This is a genomic window from Pseudomonas bananamidigenes (genome assembly GCF_001679645.1).
GTDB classification, from domain to species: Bacteria; Pseudomonadota; Gammaproteobacteria; order Pseudomonadales; family Pseudomonadaceae; genus Aquipseudomonas; species Aquipseudomonas bananamidigenes.
The window spans coordinates 89,122-111,461 of sequence record NZ_LRUN01000022.1 but is presented as its reverse complement, the minus strand read 5'-3'; the positions used below and the strand labels follow the sequence as shown (position 1 = coordinate 111,461).

Sequence of the window (22,340 nt, the reverse complement as noted above, 5' to 3'; positions counted from 1 at the left end):
AAGGACAGTACGCGGACTGCCTGAACTTGAGGCTTGATGCTGGCGGCTTGAAGCTGGCCCTTTGGGCCGGGCACGCCTGGCTGCTGGCGCGACGCTAAAAAGGCGCGGCAGTATACCGCGCCTCGGTGGCGGGCACATCTGCCGGGAGTCATTCGTTGGTCGCATGGCTGCAGGTTTTTGACGCCAAATACCCGGCCCGAAAATCAATGGTCATTTATCGACTGGCCCTCTAAAGTGGCAGCCGGTCTGTAGAGTAGGACACTCGGTCAGCCTTTTATCGCACGGTGAGTCAACGATTGACCCATAACGCCATTCAACGTCTTTTGCTCAAACGCTTCGCCCTCGCTGCAGCCACCTATGGATTGGCCTTGCTGCTGCTGTGGCTGGCGTATTTCACCGGTCACTATGAAGATTCGCTGGCCGGCGTCGCCGTCGGCAGCGCGCTGGTGGTGATCAGCCAGGCGGTGCTGTTCGCCATCTTCCTTTCCGGGCGCAACCTGCGGTTCCCCGACCCCAGCCTGACCGAGGCGCAAGTGCTGCTCGGCCTTGGCTGGCAGACGTGGTTGATCGCCCATCTGGAGGAAGCCCGGGGCGAGTTCCTGGTCTTCTATGTGCTGATCCTGCTGTTCGGCCTGTTTCATCTGTCACGGCGGGCCTTCGTGCGCTGCGCGATGCTGGTGTTCTTCAGTTTCTGCGCGATCACGCTGTGGGACGGTTACCACTTGCGGCTGCACGACCCGGCGCTGTCCGCGTTGCAGGCCTGCATCCTGCTGATCGTGCTGGCCTGGCTGGTGATCTATGCACGCTTCGTCCAGACCTCACGGCAACGCATGCGCCAGCGCCGCTTTGCCTTGCAGGCGCATCAGGACACCTTGCGCGGGATGATGCGTCAGCTCGAGGATCTGGTGGCCACTGACGAGCTGACCGGGCTGTTCAACCGCCGGCACTTTCTGCGTCTGGCCACCCGCGAGCTGAATGCGATGGAGGCCGATGTGGTGCATGGTCTGGCGCTGATCGACCTCGACCATTTCAAACGCATCAACGACCTGCACGGCCATGCCGCCGGCGATCAGGTGCTGCAGGCATTTGCCGGCGTGGCCGGTGCCTGTCTGCGCGACGGCGACGTGCTGGCGCGTTATGGTGGTGAGGAATTCGTGGTGCTGCTGCCCGATTGCAACGCCGAGCGCCTGACCGCTTGCTGCGAACGGTTGCGCATTGCTTTCACCGACGTCGAACTGGTGGGCCTGAACGTGAAAAACCTGAGCCTTTCCGCCGGCATGACCCTGCTGGAACTGGGCGATGATCTGGACGATGCCTTGCAGCGAGCCGATCAGGCGCTGTACCGGGCCAAGCGCGACGGGCGCAATCGCTGCGCGGCGGCGTGGGAGAACGTCGATGCCTGAATTGCGAGTCGGTGAGAATCAGTGGTCGGTGGCGGCGGGCAGCAATCTGCTCGACGCCCTAAATAAGAATGGCGTGGCGGTGCCTTACAGCTGCCGCGCCGGCAGTTGCCATGCGTGTCTGGTGCAATGCGTGCAGGGCTTGCCCGCCGACAGCCGCCCCGATGCCTTGAGTGCCGAACAGCGTGATCAGGGCTGGCGGCTGGCCTGTCAGTGTCAGGTGGTGGAAGACTTGCAGGTACACACCTTCGACCCGCTCACTGACGGTCGCCCGGCGACGGTCGAAGCGCTGGACTGGCTCGGCGACAGCGTGCTGCGTTTGCGCCTGACGCCGCAGCGACCGTTACGCTACAGCGCCGGCCAGCATCTGGTGCTCTGGGCCGGGCACATTGCGCGGCCGTATTCGCTGGCCAGTCTTCCCGAAGAAGACCGCTTTCTTGAGTTCCACCTCGATTGCCGTCAGCCCGGCGAATTCAGCGACGCCGCCCGGCGTTTGCAGATCGGCGACCCGATCCGCCTCGGCGAGTTGCGCGGCGGCGCGTTGCATTACGACCCGGACTGGCACGACCGACCGCTGTGGCTGCTTGCCGCCGGCACCGGGCTCGGCCCGTTGTTCGGCGTGCTGCGTGAAGCCTTGCGACAGGATCACCGGGGCGCCATTCGCGTCATTCACCTGGCCCATGACACCCACGGGCATTACCTGGCCAAACCGCTTGCCGCACTGGCCGCGCAGCGGGAAAACCTCAGCGTCGAACTGTGGACAGCGGCAGAGTTGCCGGGCGCTTTGGCACAACTGCGCCTTGTTTCCCGACAAACCCTGGCCTTAGTCTGCGGCTCGACCGCCAGCGTCGACGCGTTTGCCAAGCGTCTGTTCCTGGCCGGACTGCCGCGCAATCAACTGCTGGCCGATGTCTTCCTGAGCCGTGGTTGAGCGCTGATCTTAATTGAGATTGAAGATCCTCTGTGGTGAGGGAGCTTGCCACAAGGAACGCTGCCAACCAGGACACACCATGCCCGAAGCCATTCTGCTGCAACGCGAACGCGGTTTGCTGACCCTGCGCCTCAACCGCCCGGACAAGAAAAACGCCCTGACCCGCGCCATGTACAGCCGATTGGCCGAGGCACTGAAGCAGGCTGATCGCGATCCGGAAATCAACGCCGTGCTGATCACCGGCAGCGCCGAGTGCTTCACCGCCGGCAACGACATCGCCGACTTCATCCAGCAACCGCCGAGCGACCTCGACAGCCCGGTGTTTCATTTCATGCTCGAACTCCTCGAATGCCGCAAACCGGTGATCGCCGCCGTGGCCGGAGCGGCGGTGGGGATTGGCACGACGCTGTTGCTGCATTGCGATCTGGTCTACGTGGCCCGGGATGCGCGGCTGCGCATGCCGTTCGTCAATCTCGGGTTGTGCCCGGAATTCGGTTCCAGCCTGATCCTGCCGCGTTTGCTCGGGCAGGCCAAAGCGTCGGAACTGTTGCTGCTCGGCGAAGGTTTTACCGGTGAGCAGGCGGCGCAATGGGGCATTGCCACCGAGGCGCTGGGCAGTGGCGAAGCGGCACTGGCCAAGGCGCGGGAGATGGCGCTGCGGTTTGACGAGTTGCCGGCCGAGGCGGTGCGCATCAGCAAGCAATTGATGCGGGCGCCGGATCGCGACTTGATCCGCAAGGTGATCGAGGAGGAGGGCGCGCTGTTCACCCAGCGGCTGAGGTCGCCGGAGGCGTTGGCGGCGTTGACCGGGTTCATCAAACGCCACTGACCGTCGACCAACCGATCGTTCCCACGCTCTGAGTGGGAATGCCTCAATGGACGCTCTGCGTCCGCTTCGGCATGGGACGCGGAGCGTCCCGGCTGCATTCCCACGCAGAGCGTGGGAACGATCAACTCACGATCAACTCAGAAAACTGTCACTCAGACCTGGGGATCGCCCACGTGCAGGATCTTCATGCCGTTGGTGCCGCCGGTGGTGTGGTAGCTGTCGCCCTTGGTCAGGATCACCCAGTCGCCTTTTTCCACCACGCCGCGTTTGGTCAGCTCGTCGATGGCTTTCTGGCTGACTTCGCTCGGCGGCAGGGATGCCGGGTCGAACGGCACGGTGTACACGCCACGGAACAGCGCCGCGCGGGCCTGGGCTTCACGATGCGGAGTGAAGCAGTAGATCGGCACCGACGAGCGGATACGCGACATGATCAGCGGGGTGTAGCTGCTTTCGGTCAGCGCGATGATCGCTTTCACGCCCGGGAAGTGGTTGGCGGTGTACATGGTCGCCAGCGCGATGCTTTCGTCGCAGCGCTCGAATTCCTTGCCGATGCGGTGGCTGGAAGTCTTGCTGGTCGGGTGCTTTTCAGCGCCGACGCAGATGCGCGCCATCGCCTGCACGGCTTCCAGCGGATACTGGCCGGCAGCGGATTCGGCGGACAGCATCACGGCGTCGGTGTAGTCGAGCACGGCGTTGGCCACGTCGGACACTTCGGCGCGGGTCGGCATCGGGTTCTGGATCATCGACTCCATCATCTGAGTCGCCACGATCACGGCCTTGTTGTGGCGGCGTGCGTGCAGAATGATTTTCTTCTGGATGCCCACCAGCTCGGCGTCGCCGATTTCCACGCCCAGGTCGCCACGGGCAACCATCACCGCGTCGGAGGCCTTGATCAGACCGTCGAGGGTTTCGTCGTCGGCCACGGCTTCGGCGCGTTCGATCTTCGCCACCAGCCAGGCAGTGCCGCCGGCTTCGTCGCGCAGTTGACGGGCGTAGTTCATGTCGGCGGCGTCACGGGGGAAGGACACGGCGAGGTAGTCGACTTCCATTTCCGCGGCGAGCTTGATGTCGGCCTTGTCCTTGTCGGTCAGGGCCGGCGCGGTCAGACCGCCACCGCGACGGTTGATGCCTTTGTGGTCGGACAGCGGGCCGCCGATGGTCACCACGCAGTTCAGTTCGGTGGCGGTGGCGGTTTCAACGCGCATCACCACGCGGCCGTCGTCGAGCAGCAGCTCGTCGCCCACGCCGCAGTCCTTGACCAGGTCCGGGTAGTCGATGCCGACCACCTGCTGGTTGCCTTCGGTCAGCGGATGGCTGGTGGAGAAGGTGAACTTGTCACCGATCTTCAGCTCGATGCGCTTGTTGGCGAATTTGGCGATACGGATTTTCGGGCCTTGCAGGTCACCCAGCAGGGCGACGAAGCGGCCGTGCTTGGCGGCAAGATCACGCACCAGCTTCGCGCGAGCCTTGTGCTCGTCGGGGGTGCCGTGGGAGAAGTTCAGACGGGCGACGTCCAGGCCAGCCAGAATCAGCTGTTCGAGAACTTCCGGCGAGTGACTGGCCGGGCCAAGGGTAGCGACGATTTTGGTACGACGGACGGACATGCAAAGACTCCTCAGGTTCAAGCGCCAGCGAAGGCTACTATGCTCGAAGGGTGTAGTCATTGTTCGTTTGCACTACTTACGATTTTCTTTTTTGAACGCGACAATCGGCGCAAACGGCTCTGAAGATTTCTCACAAGGGGTCGATACAGAGCACAAGACAGGAGAACCCCCATGCGATTGTTGCCCATTGCCGCCCTTGCCCTCAGCGTCCTCGCCGTTTCGGGCTGCACCCGTTGGTCGATGAACCATCATCTGAACAACGCCTACAGCGCCTATGACCGGGGCAACTGCGAGCAGGTGATGCTCGAACTGTCCAAGGTCGAACGCGCCAGCCGCGCCCGTCCATACGTGTGGCCGGAAGTGTCGATGATGCGCGGTCAATGCCTGGAACGGCAAAAAATGTTCATCGATGCGGCGCAGACCTATCAGTTCATCATCGCCTCGTATCCCAACAGCGAATACGCCTACCGCGCCCGGGCGCGTCTGGAAACCCTGCAGAGCCTGGGCCACTACCCGACCCGCAGTGCCGCCGTGGTGCCACCCGCCCGTTTCTGATGGCGGTTGTCATACAAAAGCTGGCTGCTTGTATAGGGTGAGCTATAGTCCAGAGACACCGGTGCAGATGCGTTCTGTACCGGCGCAACACCTGCGACCGGCATGAGCAGTACGTGGCGAGCACCACACCGGAAGCGGGGAGAGCGGACCTGACGGGCAGGTTCGTTCCGAAGCACAGTGCGGCCCGTTTACAGGGCCCTGCATGGCGATACGCTCATGTTTACCGACCGTCGAATCGAGCGGCATCAGTTGCCGTATTTTCTGCGAGTGTTCAACAGCGTCACCGACAAACCCATCGGCTTTATCGGCAACGTCTCCGAAGACGGGTTGATGCTCATCAGCCAGTTGCCGATGATGATCGGCGCCGAGTTCAAACTGCGTCTGAAGATTCCCGTGGGCGACGGCTGCCAGCAGGTGATCGACCTGACCGCGTGCTGCCTGTGGTGCCATGAAGATGCGACCCCGCAACATTACGACGCCGGCTTCAGCCTGTTTCGCACGCCCCCGGAATACGGGCAACTGGTCGAGGCGTTGAAGCAGTACTTCAGCTTTCAGCCTTTGCCGGCTTCGGCCTGATTCGAAATCTCAAAAGCATTGCTGGCAAGCCAGCTCCCACAGGGCCAAGTGGTGAACACAGATACTGTGAGCACCGGTACTCCCTGTGGGAGCGGGCTTGCCAGCGATGGCGTCATTTCAGACAGCCCATAACCAAAGGTCAGGCAATAGCAATCGCCCGCTCGTTATCCAGTGTCTTTTCCGCCAGCAACAACCCCATCTCGCTCAACTGGTAGATCGCCATCGCCAGGTGTCGTGGCTTGTCGTCCAGGCTGTCGGCCAGATCCAGCAGCAGAATGCTCACCGATGAAAAGGTTTCGTAGGTCTGAATGGCGATCGCCTCGGGGTTGATCTCGGGATCGACCTTGAACATCTGCATGCCGCGATCCACGGAGTTGCGCGGTTTTTCGGCCTTGGGATTGAGGTAGAAGTCGAGGGCCCGATGGGCCGCGTCGTGGAGTTTTTTCGAATCGATTGAAGCGTAGGGGGAGACCGGGTCGGCGTGATCGGTCGGCTCCTTTGGATCGGTGTCTGCAGGGGGATTTGGAACTGGTTTTTTCATGTATTTCGTACTCGTCGTTAGGGCCACCTTTGGCTCGCGACTAAACGAGATAAGGGTGGCGGCTGTCAGCAGGTTAGTCGACCGGCGAGTACGTGAACCGGCGCGCCCGAGAGCGCCCTGCGAACAGCCACCATCGAGTGCGGGGATAGGGACTACCCGACTGGATGACGCTTATGCGCAACGTACTGAAGCCGGGCGACTAAACCCGATCGCTGATTGGCAGCGACACGGATCAAGTTACGGGGCAACGCCAGGGCGCACAAGCCGGCGGATTCTGAGGGATTTGTAGGCAATGGCACAAGGCGTCGTAGCCCGCTGTTACGACTTGCAGGACGCTGCCGGGCGGGGTTGTGGGAAGAGTTACCGTCTATCGGGACTGTCAGAACTGTCAGGTGTGGTGGCCAATGGTGTTGGTTTTCAATGCCTTGAAAATCGGTTGTTGGGCACTTGAAAGATCGTGGGGTGAATGATGGACACAAGCAATGATGACAAAGAGCTTCACGGTATCTCACCAGACGAACCTCAATCCATTGGTGATATGCCAGTAGCCGTTAACCAGCCTGTCGAGGAAACGACCGACGATTCTGAGACACCCGAGCCGATTGCAGCTCTCGTCGCTTTCGAGTCTCCTGCAGACAATAGCGTTATTCTTCGAAGGGCCGGATTTCAGATCAGAAGCGGGTATCTTGGCAGGCCTGCAAGCCGAGCTGAGCTTCGTTTTCTCAACAGTACTGGTTCCTCGTACCAGCAAAGGTCGATAGCGACTACGGATGGCGGAATTGTCTATACAACTGATTTTGAAATGCAGGAGGGACAAAACAGTATTAGCTTCAGAACAGTTTTTGCTAACTACTGGTCGGAATGGTTTTCCACTGGAAAATTTCTGGCTGTAAATCCACCGACGATCTCCACAGCTCCTGGCACTGTTTTCCCTACCACCACACCCACGATAACGGGGACCGGACAGGCCGGTGCAAAGGTCCAGTTGTGGCGCAATGGTATGCCTCATAGCAGTGTGGGTTATGTATCTGGCACAAGTGGTGTGGGAACCTGGTCATTGACAACTTACATTTCTTCCGAGGGGAGTCTTACAGTCTCGGTTCGAGAGGAATTCAGCGGCTGGAACGGACACATTGATTCGGTGGCTGTTTCCTTCGAGATCAAGTTGCCGGTCGCGGATCCTTTCATCGATGATCCAAAACCGAATCAAATCATCACCGTTCCCAAACCCACCGTCTCTGGAAAGGGCCATTCCGGTGCGATTATCCGCATTTACGAAGCTGGCAGCGGTGCAATTCTCTATGGTTCGGGCAGCGTCAGTAACGGCAGTTGGAGCATCCCTCTGACGGAATCTTTGCCGAGCCGTCGAATCACCCTCGTAGCCGGGCAAACGTTCAATGGGGTCGAAACGTGATCCAATGAAGTGCCTGTCGACGTTCGGCTCAAACCCAAAACCCCCACCATCACTCAACCCGCCGCTAACTCAGAAGTGAATCGTTCCTTTAACGTCAGCGGAACCGGGGGCGAGGCGGGAGCAGGGATGACGATCCTTCGTGATCTCGACAGTCTGGCAGTGGGTAGCCTTCAGTCTGTAACAGGTGACGCATGGAGTGTGCCGGTTGTTCTTCCTGACAGTAGTATCCCGCCAGGAGAAGTCCGTTTGGTGGCACAGCAGACGCGTAACGGAGTTCCTTCCGATCGAAGCGTTTATCGCGCCTTCAAATTAAAACCTCCACAACCGACCAAACTGACGGCACAGGTCGATGCCCAAGGCAATGTGACCCTCGGAGGTGTCGGACATGTCGGCGCGACGTTCGATCTCCACGTCGTAGGCAACATGACGCCTTTCCGCTCGTTTCCCGTGACGACATCTCCCTGGACCGAGCTGTTTGTGGATTGGTTGCCGGGTACTTCGCTTATCGGTGGCCGACAAAGTGTGCCCGACGGTGCAGGGCAGCCGATCTATTCGGACTGGATAGCGGACGGCACGACGGTCGTGGTGCCTGTTCCTCCTCCGACATTGAGTGTCCGCGTCAGCCCGGAGGGCATTCCCACGTTCTCCGGCACTGGCAGGAACTGGTCCGGTCAACCCGCATCCGAAGTAGAGGTCTTGCTGAACGACGGGGGCACCACGAACGTGCCAATCGCCGACGTTGGCGCAGATACGACCTGGCACAGCACGGCAGCCGAACGCTGGGCTCCAGGTACGTATTCGATAACCGCCATCCAAAAATTCAGAGAGACGTTGCAATCAGAACGGGTTCAACCGCCTGTTTCCGTGGTCATCCCCATCCCCCTTGCGGTGATCGAAAAAGTGACCCCGAACGGCCTGTTTGCAAAGGTGAATGGCCAATGCTGGCCGGGCGCGGTGGTGACGATCACGTTCAGTGACAGCCCTACGCCCCACCCGGTTACGGATACCGACAAGAACGGGGAGTGGGATTTCCAGCGCCCCACGGCGTTCCGCCCCGGCAATTACACGGTCACGGTCACACAGACATTCGGCGGGCAAACCTCCAACCCGGTGTCGTTGCCCTTCGAGATAGCGGTAAGCGTGCTGGTGATCACTCCGCCACCCGGTGGGCAAACGGATCATTTGCCGGTATTGCACGGCACCGGCGGGATCGAAGGTTTCACGATCAGCGTGTTCGATTACGTGACCCCCAAGCCATTGGGTGAGACGCTCGCCAAAGGCGATGCCTGGTCGGTGCAGCTTACGGAACTCGATTACCTGACCCATACCGTTTTCGCTGTGCAAAAACTGGGTGACCTGCAATCGCAACCCAGCACTTCGGTCGATTTCAAAGTGGTGTTGTTCGCGCCAAGGATCGACTTTCCAATAACCAGAACTTCGGTCCCCCGGACCTTCACGGTAGAAGGCTACGCCAGAGCGGGAAAAGGGTTCGACCGTACGGAAGTCGATTTGTACCTCGATAACGTCGCCCATCGCATTTATCCGCATTTTGGCGATGGTTATTTCAAGGAATATTTCACCCTGCCATTGGGGCCCTGCGTGCTGAAAGCCAGGCAGTACTTCAAGGATCAGGTGTCGCCGCCTGCCCAGGAGATACTGCTCACGATCGTTCCCGACAAGGCGCTTATCGAAACGCCGGGTATGGGTGAGGCCGTTGGACAGACTGCGGTGATCTGCGGGTTCGGATACCCGGAAGATACCGTCGTGGTTGCCCTGTCAGGCGGCACGGAACTGGGACAGGCCAGGGTCCAGGAAGACGGGACGTGGTTTTGCCCTGTCGAACTGCCTGCGTCTGGCACCGACCCGTCATTCATCACCGAGCAGCGCAACGGTGAGTTCCATTCGGGTTGGTCGCAACCCCGAGCCGTGCAACGGCTTGAGCCCCCTCCCACGTTTGGCGAACCGCCGGAGGGCAACTGGGAGGGAACAAAACCAGATTTTGCAGGCAGTGCTCTGGCGAATTCGAAGGTTGATGTGCGCGCCTGGTACGACCCCGGCGAGAAACTTGCCGAAGGTCTTGTGACCAGCGGCGGACGTTGGGCCGGTGTAGCCGAACGAAATCTGCCTGCCGGTCCGCAATGGGCCCGTGCCGTGCAAGTCGTGGGCGGAAAACATTCCATGGCGGCTGACAGCAAACGGTTCGAAGTCCTGCCGGCCGACGAGCCACGCTCGAGCTAATCCGACCAATGGCGACGTCCACTGTCATTTCTGACAGTAGACGTCGTTGGCTGGATGACGCCAAATCCACAGCATGTCCAACACGCAACTCGCGACACCTGCTGAAAACCGTGTCGGAACCAGGAGCATCAACATGACCCGCTCTCCCGCTCAGATCGCTCAGAAGATGTTCACCGAGGCGGTCGGTAAACCCAAGCGTTCGTCCACGACGGCACTCACACGTTTTTTCAAGTCGGGGGGATCGGTCGTCGCGCTGGCAAACAAAGGCGTTGACGGGTTGATGCACGACTATGGCCTGGACCGGCATCAGGCCAGCGAGTTTCAGCAGCGTCTCAATGTGCTGTCTACCCTGGTTTTACGGCAGTTCATAGAGCACCAACTGACCGCCAAAGGCGCCACGACTGTGGCGCGTGCAGGACTCGATAACGGCCCTACCTACGCCTTGCTGTTCAAGCCGAATTTCGATGCGTTGTGTCCGCCGGGTGCAATTGAAGCCATTCATTCGCCCGCAGCCTATCTGACGGCCCTGATGCATTGGGCCATGCATCGGCTGGGCGTGAGCGATGGCAAAGGCCTGCCACTGGTGGGACGGCGTACGGATCTCGAAAAGCTGTTGGTCGATGTCAATGCCGTTCAGGGCGTGGTGTCGTCAGTGGAGGTGATCAGCCGCATCATGGAGCGCTACATCACGGCCACACTGGGGGCTATCGAGAATCTCGACATGGAGCTGAACCAGAAGGCATTCCCCCGCGAGCTGCCTTTCCACTGGCCCTGGGTCACGCTCGATCATGTGCTGAAGGGGCATGGCGAATCGGTGGGCAGCGTGGTGCGACTGTGCGATTTGCAGTATCCGTACTGTCTTCGTTCAGAACCGTGGAGCAACCAGTCCGACAAAGCCCTGATTCAAGCCTCACGGTTGAGTCCTTCACAGCGGGCAATCCTGTCCGAGGCGAGGCATTTTCCAGACAATGCGGGCGAGTTCTACGCGAAATACTTCGGCCTCAAGGAGATTTCAATCGGTAATCTGAGGCTCGTGTCCGTTTTCAATGAGAGAACAAAACTGGACACACCGGCACTCGAGGCGTTGCTTTCGATTGAGGCTTCTACTCCTTTCCTGTCCGAAAACGCACCGGGTTTCGCAGCGGGTCCGGTAACGGGCAAAGACCATGGGTCTGTCTTTATCAATGAGGCCAAGGCCCCGCCCATTACCATCGTTAATACCGGTGTGGAACTGCTCAACCGTTTCGAAAATATGGAGCCCGACCGGGTCGACCGTGCCAATCGTATAGTGCGACTGACAGACTGGCTGCGATTGGCCAGTCACGAAACCGATCGACTGATCGTTGCAGCAATGCTCGCCGAAGTGCCCGCGCCGACACCTTCTCGTTACTGGATGACATCCAATACCCAGCGAGCGCTTGGCCTGTTTCAGGAACTGCGAGAGGTCTTTGGATGCACTGCAGAAGACTTCGCCGCTTTCATCGGACCGCTTTCCGTTTTCGGGCGCGGCACGGAGCGAGCTCAGTTCGATCGAATCTTCAACAGTGGTGGCGCCGGTTCCCGTCCATTGTTACTTGATGACCGATCCTTCCCGGTGATTCCGGAGAACGCTGCCGATCTGCTCACGGTCAGGCAATTGTGCGCAGGCCTGGGCATTGATCTGGAAACCTATTTTTACCTGGCCAACCTGATTGCCGCCGCTCACGAACTGCCTCAGCTCAAGTGCAGCTTGCCGGTGGTGTCCGGTTTTTATCGCATGGTCAGGCTGCCGCGGTTGCTGGGGATTACGCCGATCGAGGCGGTCCTGTTGCTGAACATGATGGGCGGTCAGGCATGGGTGAACGCGTTGGCCGGCGTGCCACAGATCAACGACAAGAAAACACCTGATAACCCGGATGTACTGAGTGTGATGCATGCCTTGATGGATTGCGTGCAATGGGCTCGGGCTGCACAACTGCCGGTGCATTGGGTGGTAAGACAGGCAACGGTCTGGCCGCCGGCTCAGCCCGATGAAAGTCAGCTGACGCTGTTCGACCAGTGGCGCCGGCAGGTCACGCCGGCTCAGGTGACGGAAGATGCACTGCGAATGGCCGGTATCGCGCCCTTGTCGAATGATCGGCGTTGGTTGCGGGCACTGGCGGCGTTGGTCGATGAGCGAGGGCTGATTCGTGATTTTGTCGAGTCAGCGGATCAGACCTTTGAAGCCTATGCCCGGGAAATGATCGAGCGGGCTGTGCTGTTGGAGACGGGCAGCGTCGATGCAGGGCTGGTCGGCTTGATTCTGGCAGTCGTGCTGCGTTGCCGCGCCAGTCAGAGCAGTGTGGTGCAGGAGGGGCTGGCGGCGTATAGCGGTCTGAAGCCTGATCGCGTGCTGCAGGTGCTTGGCTGGTCTGGCGGGAGTGTGCATTTCGTATTGGCTCAAGTGCTCGGTTTGCCGGAAGTCGCCAATGAAGGCAGCACCGTTGCGCCACGGGCGGACTTGCCGAGCGATCCTGTTCTACAGGTGCTGGCCGAGTTCTCGAGACGCAGTGCCGTGGTCGCGATGCTGGAACTCAGTAGTGAGTTCCTGACCCATTTCATTTCCACCCGATTGCCGGAGGACAACGTGTTCGCTCTGTCGACGTTGTATGAACTCACGGTCTACAAACGTGCCCTGAACATGAGCGATCAGCCTGAAAAAAGGCTGGTCGATTATCTGCACCGCATGAGTGTGCTCCCCACCAATCTGAGCAACCACGGACTTGAGCTGGTTCAGGAACGGGCCGCGAAGTGGCTTGCGGAACTGTTTAACTGGAGCGTGGATGAAGTACGCGCCTGCGCCGCTCACGTGAACCCCTCGAAAAAGTTGATCGTGACGTTGCAGCATCTTGATGTGCTGACGCGCCTGCGCTTGCTTGCCCAAAAAACCGGACAGAGTGCCGGGACGCTTCTCAGGATCGGAAGTCTGTTGCCCGAAAGCCCCTACGCAGATTATGACCACGTCGCAGACCTCGTCAGAGCCAGCCTGGCGACCACGGCCGAGCCGACCTATACGGACGATGTCATGGCTGTGGGGCTGGACGTGGTGGTGCGTTGGTCCACGGATCCGGATCCTGTCAGGTTGATCGCCAACAAGCCGGGTGAGTCCGCCGAGTTCACCGTGAAAGTAGAGAACCGCAAAGGTGAGGCGCGACGGAATGTCAATGTTTACTGCGCCACGACGCTGGGCCGGTTCGAGCATTCAATGATCACCACCGGTATCGATGGCACGGCGACGGTCAAGTTTTTCCCGGACGGTCGGATGGGCAGTGTCACGCCTGTGTTCTGGCTCGATCTGGGTGAAGAGACAGCCGCGCCGGGGATCGAAATCGGTCCGGATATGACCACTCTCTACACGACGACCGACAACCCTTTCCCACTGCCAGACAGCACCGTACCGGTCGGAACGCTGGTGACCTATCGTGCCTTCGTCCAGGACGACTGGGACAATCCCATTGCAGACACTTCGGTGACCTGGACGCTCAATCCCTTGCCTCAGGGTGAGATCAAAACCGTCACTGATCGCCTGGGGCGCACCGAAGTGACCTTCACCAGTGACGTACCGGTCACCGTGAAGGTCAACGCGAAAGCTGAAAACACGACCGGCGTTGATCTGCGCAAAGTGGAATTTGTCGCGGCCGTTTCAGCGCATTTGCAAGTGCCGGCAACTCGCAAACAACGCAAACAGTGAGGGGAGACGGTGATGCACAACAATAAGCAGTCAGGTGAACTCTCGGCCCTGCGTCGTAATGCGCTGATCGATTTCTGCCTTCACGCCAAGCATCAAAAGGCTGGCCTTCTCTTTCCGATGAACACCCAATCGGCGGACGACCTCTGGGAGTGGTTGCGCTCCGATCCGCTGGACAGCGATGAGATTGAAACCTCATGGGTGGCAGAGGCCGTGAGCTGTTTGCAGGCCTACATTCATGCGGTGTTTCAGAAGCTCGAACCCGGATACGACGGGCGGGAATTCGACCCCGACCTGCTGGAGGAGTGGGACATTGCCGGCAGTTATGGGCCGTGGTCTGCAAACATGCTGCTGCTGTGCACCCCGGAGGACTACATCACACCCTATGTACGCATCCGCAAAACCGGGTTGTTCAAAGCGCTCGAGAGTCATGTGAACCAGACTTCGATCACCGACGATTCGGTACTCAAGGGCGCACAGCGTTACCTGCGCAGCTTTGAGGAAACCTGCAATCTGAATGTCCTGAGCGGTTATCTGGACGGTGCGAACCCACTGAAAACCCGTTATTACCTGGTAGGCAGACAGCGCGTTGCACCTTATGAGTGGTTCTGGCGAGAAGCACACATCGAGCTTGCGCTCAATTCGCCAGCGGTCAATCCGACGGCATGGCGAGAATGGAAACCTGCGGACATCCCGACCGATGACACGGTGCTGGATTGCCGGATGGTCTATTGGGAGGGCCGGCCCTGCATGGTCTGGGTCCAGTGGCGCCCGGGTGTTTTCGATAACACGGGTGAACTGCAAACCCTCCATGAGCTGGAAGTCATGGTGGCGTTCATCGCCCTGGACGACAGCTGGTCGCCACCTGTTCGTTTGCATCTGCTGCAGACGGACAAAGACGTTTCGAAGGGATGCCGGCTGGTCGCGGTGATCTTGCGCGACGAGATCGATACCGCGTATCCCAAGGGCCGGCTGGCGGTGCATGTGACCAATGCCCAGCCCAAAGTCGGTACGTCATCGACGTTGTCTGTGGCGATTTATGAAACCCGTGACTCGCTGTTTCGCAAGGTGAAGGACGAAACGGCAGTCATGGATTACCTGGCCAATCACTTGTTTGTCGATCGCCGTACGCTTCAGCAAAAGATGCAGCCGCAGTTGTTTCCGGCGGTCGATAGCCGGGTAACGCAGCCAGGCACGCAGCCCGACACGTTGGCGGAGCACCTGGGGATCAAGGCATATATAGTGCGTAACGCCTCGGATTACTCGCTTTGGGTTCAGGGACATTGTGCTCGTGTCTCGCGTGGCAGTGGCAAAAACGTAGAGTTCACATTGGCCATTCAATCTGGTGCGAGTGGGGATCCTGCGCCGGACAAGGCCAGTTTCTCGACCTCCGGGGGGTGGGCAACGAAATGGCAGGAAGTAAAGCGATCGGCATTCAACAGCAGCACGATCACCGTGAAATTGACGGGAACCGGCACTGGAGCCGGTTACGGTGAGCGAACCCTCGTCCTGACGGTCCCCGCCACGCTCGGTGCGCCCGGGCCGTTGCCGTCCATTCATGACACCGATGCGCAGGGCGCCCAGTTTCTGGCCTTCAATCAACAGGCAAACGTTTTAAAGCTGAAATACGTCCGGCTCAATACCTTGATCGGGCACGAACTGGTGTTGCGCTCCAGTGTATCGATCGGGGCGTTGCTGGACTGGGCGACGCAGTTTCCAAAGGAACCGCCTATGCCCGATGGACCGGCTGAGCCGAACGGTCCGTTCGATGGTGCCAACGGTCTTTTTTTCTGGGAGCTGTTCTTTCACCTGCCGCACCTGATTGCCGCCCGGCTGCGGGATGAAAACCGTTTTGATCAGGCGCAGCGCTGGCTGCACTTCATATTCGAGCCCCAGGCGCCTGCGAAAGACGCGCAGGGTGAGACTCCGGCAAGACCGCAATACTGGCATTGCCGGCCTCTGGACGTGAAAAAGCCTGACATCGCCTACGAAGTCTTTGCACCGGGTGATCCGGATGCCATTGCCTATTCATCACCCCGGCATTACCAGATGGTGATTTTCCTCGACTATGTGAACAACCTCATCGCCTGGGGCGACTGGCTGTATCGCCAGATGACGCGGGACAGTCTGACGGCCGCCAAGCTGCAATATGTCCGCGCCAGATCGCTGATGGGCGCGAGACCGCATACACGCAGCGTCCATCGCTGGGTGGCCAGGGAACTGGGTGATCTGGTGAAGGAGATGCAGACCCGACCGGCCCTCGCAGAATTTGAAAAGACATTGCAGTTGCAAGAAGAACATCTACCGGTCAGGGCTGCGCGCACTCAGCATTTGGGTGTCTACGGCACATCTTCATTCAAGATACCGGTGAGCCCGAGATTGCTGACGTTCTTTGACCTGCCGAACCAGCGGATCGACAACATTCGGCATGGCCGGACCATCGATGGCAAGGTGGCGTCCATCCCGCTCTTTTCGGCCATGGATCCACGGGACTTGCTGAACCGTCTGGCGGCCGGTAACGCCGGCCCGGTACGACCGATGGGCGGACAGCTGCGGGTGGCAGCCTACCGCTGGATTGTCCTGTTCGATGCGGCATTGCAGATGGTGCAGCAATTGCAGGAGTTGGGAAACGAGGTGCAGCGCCTGCTTGAACAGCAGGACAGGGTTCAGCAGGAAGTATTGCAGCAACGTCAATTGACTGAGTTGGGCGATTTCGCTCGCCGGGCTCAGGAAGAATCCATCGCCCGCGAGGTCGAGCTTCTGACGGCGTTGCAACACAGCAGAACCATGGCCGAAGAGCGTGAACTGCATTACGCCGATCTATACGACAAACACATTTCTCCCGACGAGTTCAAAGTCATGGAGCACGTCGAGGCGGCTGCAGGCTTTGTGGCTCTGGCCACCGGCTTTCAACTGGGGGCGGCAGTCATCCATGCGTTCCCCAATATCTTCGGGTTGGCCAACGGCGGCCATCAGCCGGGTCATCTGGTGAGTGCCGTAGGGTTTGGCTTTCAGATTGCTGCTGACGTCCAACGCGCGAATGCCGACAAGACAGCCACCTCCGAAAACTACCGTCGTCGTCGGCATGAATGGTTACTGATGCGAAATCAGGCCGTTGCCGAGAAGAATGCGATCAGTGCCCAGATCGCGGCCCAGGAACGGGCCATCGCGTCGGCAAGAATCAATCTGGAGCATACCCTCGCGGCCAATGCCAAGGCGCTTGATCTGTTCCAGTTTCTGCAGACCCGGGCAACCAACCCGGAGCTTTACCAGTGGCTGATGGGGCAACTGAAAACCTTGCACTTTCAGGCGTATGACGCGGCTGTTGCACTGTGCCGGAGCGCTCAGACAACCTTGCGCGCGGAAACCTGTGAGTTCGATGCCTATCAACTGGACACCGATGTCTGGCGCGACCAGCGACACGGATTGACGGCCGGTGCCACCTTGCAGGCCAGTCTGTTGCGAATGCGCTCGGAATATCTGCAACGACGGGAGCGACGCCAGGAGGTCCTCAAGACCGTTTCGCTGCAACGGTTGTTCGACGGTCCGGCGACCCGGCAGAAGGGGTATGAAAACTGGGCCGAGGCACTGGGGCACCTGGTTGATACGGGCTCTCTGGATTTCGAGCTGAATCAGCTGCTGTTCGATCGCGACTACCACGATCATTACTGCCGACAGATTCTTCGCGTCGAAGTCTCTCTGCCGGTGCTCACGGGCCCTTTCGAAAACGTGGTGGCGAACCTGATACAGGTCGGCAGTCATATCGCCATGAAACCGTCGAACGAGTCTTTGGAGTATCTGCACGCCGGTGAGGGCGTGGCGCCTGTCGATGTGCTGATCAACCTCAGCAGCGGGCAGCAGGTGTCCCTGTCCACCGGGCTGGATGATACCGGTGTGGTTTCGCTCAGAGCTGACGAGGGCCTGACGCTGCCGTTCGAAAACACCGGCGCGGTCTCGCGCTGGCGGATCGTATTTCCCTGGCACGTGAAGCAAAAGCCGATGTTGCTATCGCTGACCGATATCGTGATCAAGGTCTATTACACCGCCAAACTCGGAGATCTGGCCTTTTCCAAAAAGGTTCAGGAGCTGGTCAACGAAGCTGAAAGCAAGACCGGGGCCAAGGGGACGCAATCATGAGCGAAAGAGAAATCGACACGGAACATAACTTCGTGAAGAACGGTGACATGACCGAGGGCTACGACTACTGGGATGTGGTGAGCAATGCCGTAGGTTTCGTTATCCGGACTGACCAATGGGGAGACACCCGCGTGTCGATCATGACGCTGACCAACCTCGCGGCGGTCAGGCAAAGGATGGTCGTGCCGATCGGACAGCAGGCGCAGGCTCGTTACAGCCTGCGTTTTCTCTATGAAAACACTTATCCGAATTCGGTCGGACGCGTGGTGCTCAACAAAAGGGGAAGTGTTGAAAAGTTCGAAATCGAATTGCCGGCTAAGGCGAAACTTGCCGATCCTTTTGCGGTTGATCTGCTTGAGATGCAGGAGGATTTGCCGGACAGGCTGGGGCTGCAAGCAGGTGATGAGCTGGAGATCAATCTGAGCAGCCCGAAAAGAGAGGTGGGCGAGCCCAGCTCGGTGGAAATCCGCCTGACCGGCATTGAGATAAAACTGAATCTTCCGGCGCTGGCGCTGGAAGCCGTCATCAATGATGGCAAACGTTTCGACTCTGGCAGTGTCCTGCCGATCTGCCTGGGTGCCAGCGGGGAGCAACGTCACAGAATCTCTTTTGCGGTTGACTCGCAAAGCGTCTGGAACAACCTTGAGGCCAGTCTGTGGCTTGAAGATAACCCGCTGGAGGCCATTACCGCTGAGCCCGGGTTGGGACAGTCTCAGCTCATCGGTCTGGACTGGCTGCTGGATTGTCCGGAACCGTCAGGCAAAGAACCTTATGAACTGAACGCGAAGATTTACAGCAAATACTCGGCGCCACCGCATCCATTGTTGATTTCCTGGGGGCATCATCGCCTGGACCTGCTTGCGCTCAAAGAGGCCGAGACGTACCCGGTCATCGAGTACAACCAATCGGTGGAACTGCAGATTCAGGTCCGATCCTTCTATACCCACGCTCCGGTAGTGGGTGAGGTGGTCTGGCGGGTGGAGAGGCATGCGGGGACTATCCTGCAACGGGCACCCACCGATGCCCGGGGTCGGGCAACGTATCAATACACGCCAACCGAGGAGGGGGTGAGCAGGGTGACCGCCTCGGTAGTCAGCCCTTTGTCCGACAATGGCGAGGCGACGCATACCTTCGAGGTTCGGGCGTTTGCCATTGATCCGTTCAAAACCTTACTGGCTCGGTTCGATGGTGGGACACCGGCCGCCTGGGGGGAGAAGACCCGCTATCCGGAGCGCGGAGAGGCATTTCCTGTCGATTTGAACATTCCGGCGGGGCACCCGCTGGGTGACGCTACATTTTCCCTGAATTGGGGGAGCGGGGATTCGCCTGCGGATGTGGGAGCGACTTCTGTCCCGGACTTTGAAGAGCAAGTGGCTGTCGCTGGCGATTCTGTCCTTTGGAACGCGCACTTCGAGGACAAGCGCGACGGGGTGTTTGACTGGATTCTTGGTTGTTCCAGGTTGCAGCATTTATCCCGTGGCAATGCCATGTCACTGGCATACAACAAGATCGAGATCGGCAAGACCTGGGGGCCGAACAAGTCACCGGTGGTGGATGAACGCGATGTCGTCACCTGCATGGTTCAAGTGCAACGACGCGACAGACAACCGGTCAGCAATGTGGAAATAGAGTTTGATACACCGGCCGGTCCGGTCAGGTCGGTGACGGGGGTGGATGGCTGGGGGAGTGTCGATCACCTGCCGGCCAGTGCCGGTGATTACGCTATCGTCGCACGGGTGCAGCGCCACGAAGACGCGCCAGTGGATGAGCACCCATTCGCGGTCAAGGCTTTGCCCACCAGTGCCTGGAAAGGGCAGGTCAATGTCTCTCTGGACGGAAAACCGGTCGACCGGCTGATTCAGGGCGTGGTCTGCCGACGAGGCAGAGCCCACAAGCTGCGTATTGATCCCGTTGAGGGCAGCAGTTTTATCGGCAAGTCGATTGCACTGGACTGGAACCGGGATACGCCACCGTTACCGGGATTCCAGCTCAGTCCGGCGGCCGGTGTTGCCCGGGAGATGAGCAGCTCCGGTCTTGAATGGGACATCGTCTCGGATCCGGACAAGAGTGGATTCTCGACGCTGGCGTTCAGCAGTTCCCACTTGCCGGAAGTCCGCGAGATTCCCCTTCGGCTGCTGGGCAGCGATCTGGCCGGCGAGATCCGGATGATGCTTGATCATGTTTCGGCGGAACCGGATACCAACACGCTTTACCCCTGCCTTTGGGCTACCCACAAACTCACACTCATGCCGATCGGGGTCAGTGCATTGCACGGTTTGTCGGTCAAGACCGCGATTGCGCCGATTCCACCCGGTCTGGTAATCGATCCCCCGCTTTCAACCGATGTCTTTATGACGGCGGGGGGCGCACGCCGGGAACTGAATTTTTCCAATAGCTCGGACGATGCAGTGATGACATTGACCGAGACCGTTATGTTGGGTGAGGAGGCGCTGACGGCGCAGACGCAATTGATGTTGGGTCACAACAAAATCAAGTCGGTTGCCGCTCGCGGGCCGGCCATTGATCCGGTATTGAGCAAGGGACAGCGTGCGCGAGTGCAAGCGCGGTTCTACTCGGCATTTGCTGATCGGCCGGTCGAGTCTTCGCTGATTGAATGGCGAGTGGGGAGTGCAGATCCGATCAACGTACCGACAAATCCGGATGGCTGGTCACTGTATGACGCACAGTCGCACAGCGCGGGTATCAGTACCGTAAGCGCGACCGCTCTCAATCTGTACGATCAGACAACGGCCGTGCAGCATTTTGAACTCTATACCTTGCCGTACGATCCCTGGAATAGGCTGCGGTTGGTCACCGAGTTATCCGAGGGGCTTTGGGGGCAACATGCTTTGTTCCCCAGACGTGCCGAGTCGTTCAGCTTTGATCTGCAGGCCGACGACGACAATCCGTTGCGCAGTCAACGGCTGGCTGTCGGCCTGGATCATCCTGCCCCGAGCGAGCTTGGGCTGGAATTCAACGAGGTGTTGGGTGAGTTCCGGGACTGGACGAGCGGGGGGCTGAAATACTCGTTCAATGCCGGCGATATCAAGGACGGCGGCGTGTCCGTCCGATTGGCCGCCAGCCGTTTGTTGGAACTGTCTCCTCCCCAACCCATGTCATTGGGTACCCAGGCGATTGCTGCGCGTATCAATGCCAGTGCAGGTGTGTCTCAGACTGTCGATTGGGGTAAACCTGTTGTTTGCGAGGTTCGATTGACGAATGCGTTGACCGGCAAGGCGATGGCGAATGTGCGGGTCATGTGGGAGTTGCCGGAGCAGCAGCCGAAATTTACGACCACTAACTTTCATGGTTTGACGTCAATATCTTTCATTCCCCAGCACGCTGGACCAGGCACTGTTCGTGCTGTCGTCGTCGGGGGCGCAGACTCGGCTTCTGTTTACATGAATTATTCAGTGAATGAACCGCGTCGGATTGAAAGTCTGACTGTTGATATGAATAGCGGTCTTCCTGGGCAGGAAGTTATTGCGACTGTCATGGTTGTTTCGGCCAGATCAGGTAAACCGCTGCGCAATGTTTCAGTAAAGTGGGCACTCTATGGAATCAAGATTGAACCAACCGAAACCGGTGCGGACGGCTGTAGCCGGGTGGTATTCCGGATTCCTCCGATTCGAGATGGAAGGCTGGACGCGATTGTTGAGGGTGGCCTAATTGGGAGGGAGGTGAAGAGTATGAAACTTTCAGCGGAAGTAGACTCGATTACATGGTTGCAGGAATTCAAGCTTACAATGGATCGTTCTCCCATTGATCTGGTTGATGGAGAGCTCCAGTTGTTCTCAAAAGATAAGCAGGGTGGACCTCTTGAACTTCATTTTGAAGAACATAGCTGGTTGCGGAAGTGGGTCAGTATCGCGTTGGAAAACGTTCAAGATACAGAGCTTAAACGATTGAAGTTTGAGCCGGAATTAGGGGTGGAAAGAGTTGTTGATAAATCGCCAATGCGATGGTGGGTGTCAATCGACGGCGAGTATTCACCTATCGGGCCTTTCAAACTGAAGTTTACCAGCCCGCAGCTACCGGATTTGCCACTTTCGGGGCTGGTGCGACATAGCGACTCGCTGACGATGTTGATCGATGGGATTGTGTCGCCAAACTTTTATTTAAAAATTGGAAAAATACATACGGTGCGCTTCCTTCCACTTGATGGGTTCTATGTCGGAAAAGAAGTGCGGTTGATTTGGTCTGAAATTAGTAATTTCCCCGGGCAAGACATTGGAGTGCTGGTTACCCCACCAACGATAGACTATCAACTGATGGACGCCGATAAGGGAGTGGAATGGACGTTTGATTGTACGAATGCTCTGGGCCTGAACGCTGTAGTTGAGTTGGAAGTTCGCGGTCAGAAAGATCGAAATCTTGTATTTTGGCTTGGCTTAATATAGTCGTGTGAT

The 22,340-nt window shown here is 58.7% G+C and carries 12 protein-coding genes; 10 read left to right on the top strand and 2 right to left on the bottom strand.

Features of this window, described 5'->3' with window-relative positions; genetic code table 11:
- Positions 1–296: 296 nt before the first annotated feature.
- The 3 genes from BBF94_RS08365 (at position 297) to BBF94_RS08355 (ending at position 3,160) form a co-directional block, all read left to right on the top strand.
- Positions 297–1,403 (top strand): GGDEF domain-containing protein, encoded by a 1,107-nt coding sequence (locus BBF94_RS08365; protein WP_065258568.1) that lies wholly within the window; start codon positions 297–299, stop codon positions 1,401–1,403.
- The gene (locus BBF94_RS08360; RefSeq protein ID WP_065258567.1) at positions 1,396–2,331 is read left to right on the top strand and encodes an iron-sulfur-binding ferredoxin reductase; all 936 of its coding nucleotides are present in this window, start codon (positions 1,396–1,398) and stop codon (positions 2,329–2,331) included. The genes BBF94_RS08365 and BBF94_RS08360 overlap by 8 nt, the downstream gene beginning before the upstream one ends.
- 79 nt (positions 2,332–2,410) lie before the next feature.
- Positions 2,411–3,160: an enoyl-CoA hydratase-related protein gene (locus BBF94_RS08355; protein WP_065258566.1), complete on the top strand. Its 750-nt coding sequence runs from the start codon at positions 2,411–2,413 to the stop codon at positions 3,158–3,160.
- Positions 3,161–3,312: 152 nt separating this feature from the next.
- On the opposite strand, the gene pyk is transcribed toward BBF94_RS08355, so the two are convergent.
- Entirely contained in the window at positions 3,313–4,764 is a 1,452-nt protein-coding gene (gene pyk / locus BBF94_RS08350; protein ID WP_065258565.1) for a pyruvate kinase, read from the bottom strand.
- Between the two features lie 171 nt (positions 4,765–4,935).
- Here pyk and BBF94_RS08345 point away from each other — a divergent pair, with 171 nt between their 5' ends.
- Positions 4,936–5,319 (top strand): tetratricopeptide repeat protein, encoded by a 384-nt coding sequence (locus tag BBF94_RS08345; RefSeq protein WP_065258564.1) that lies wholly within the window; start codon positions 4,936–4,938, stop codon positions 5,317–5,319.
- 216 nt (positions 5,320–5,535) lie between these two features.
- Positions 5,536–5,895 carry a PilZ domain-containing protein gene (locus BBF94_RS08340; RefSeq protein ID WP_065258563.1) on the top strand — a complete coding sequence of 120 codons (360 nt, stop codon included), beginning with the start codon at positions 5,536–5,538 and terminating at the stop codon, positions 5,893–5,895.
- 139 nt (positions 5,896–6,034) lie between these two features.
- Here the strand turns inward: BBF94_RS08340 and BBF94_RS08335 are convergent, their stop codons facing one another.
- Positions 6,035–6,436, bottom strand: a complete 402-nt coding sequence (locus tag BBF94_RS08335; protein WP_082302379.1) for a DUF6124 family protein — start codon at positions 6,434–6,436, stop codon at positions 6,035–6,037.
- A 466-nt stretch (positions 6,437–6,902) separates the two neighbouring features.
- On the opposite strand from BBF94_RS08335, the gene BBF94_RS27530 reads away from it, so the two are divergent.
- The 5 genes from BBF94_RS27530 (at position 6,903) to BBF94_RS08310 (ending at position 22,331) form a co-directional block, all read left to right on the top strand.
- On the top strand, positions 6,903–7,850 hold the full coding sequence (locus BBF94_RS27530) for a hypothetical protein (RefSeq protein ID WP_141676563.1): 948 nt from the start codon (positions 6,903–6,905) through the stop codon (positions 7,848–7,850).
- Positions 7,851–7,976: 126 nt separating this feature from the next.
- The gene (locus BBF94_RS08325) at positions 7,977–10,088 is read left to right on the top strand and encodes an Ig-like domain-containing protein (RefSeq protein ID WP_141676562.1); all 2,112 of its coding nucleotides are present in this window, start codon (positions 7,977–7,979) and stop codon (positions 10,086–10,088) included.
- A gap of 133 nt (positions 10,089–10,221) precedes the next feature.
- On the top strand, positions 10,222–13,797 hold the full coding sequence (locus BBF94_RS08320) for a Tc toxin subunit A (RefSeq protein WP_065258560.1): 3,576 nt from the start codon (positions 10,222–10,224) through the stop codon (positions 13,795–13,797).
- 12 nt (positions 13,798–13,809) lie between these two features.
- Positions 13,810–17,931: a Tc toxin subunit A-related protein gene (locus tag BBF94_RS08315; protein ID WP_065258559.1), complete on the top strand. Its 4,122-nt coding sequence runs from the start codon at positions 13,810–13,812 to the stop codon at positions 17,929–17,931.
- Positions 17,928–22,331: a hypothetical protein gene (locus BBF94_RS08310; protein ID WP_065258558.1), complete on the top strand. Its 4,404-nt coding sequence runs from the start codon at positions 17,928–17,930 to the stop codon at positions 22,329–22,331. The genes BBF94_RS08315 and BBF94_RS08310 overlap by 4 nt, the downstream gene beginning before the upstream one ends.
- The last annotated feature ends 9 nt before the right edge of the window (positions 22,332–22,340 follow it).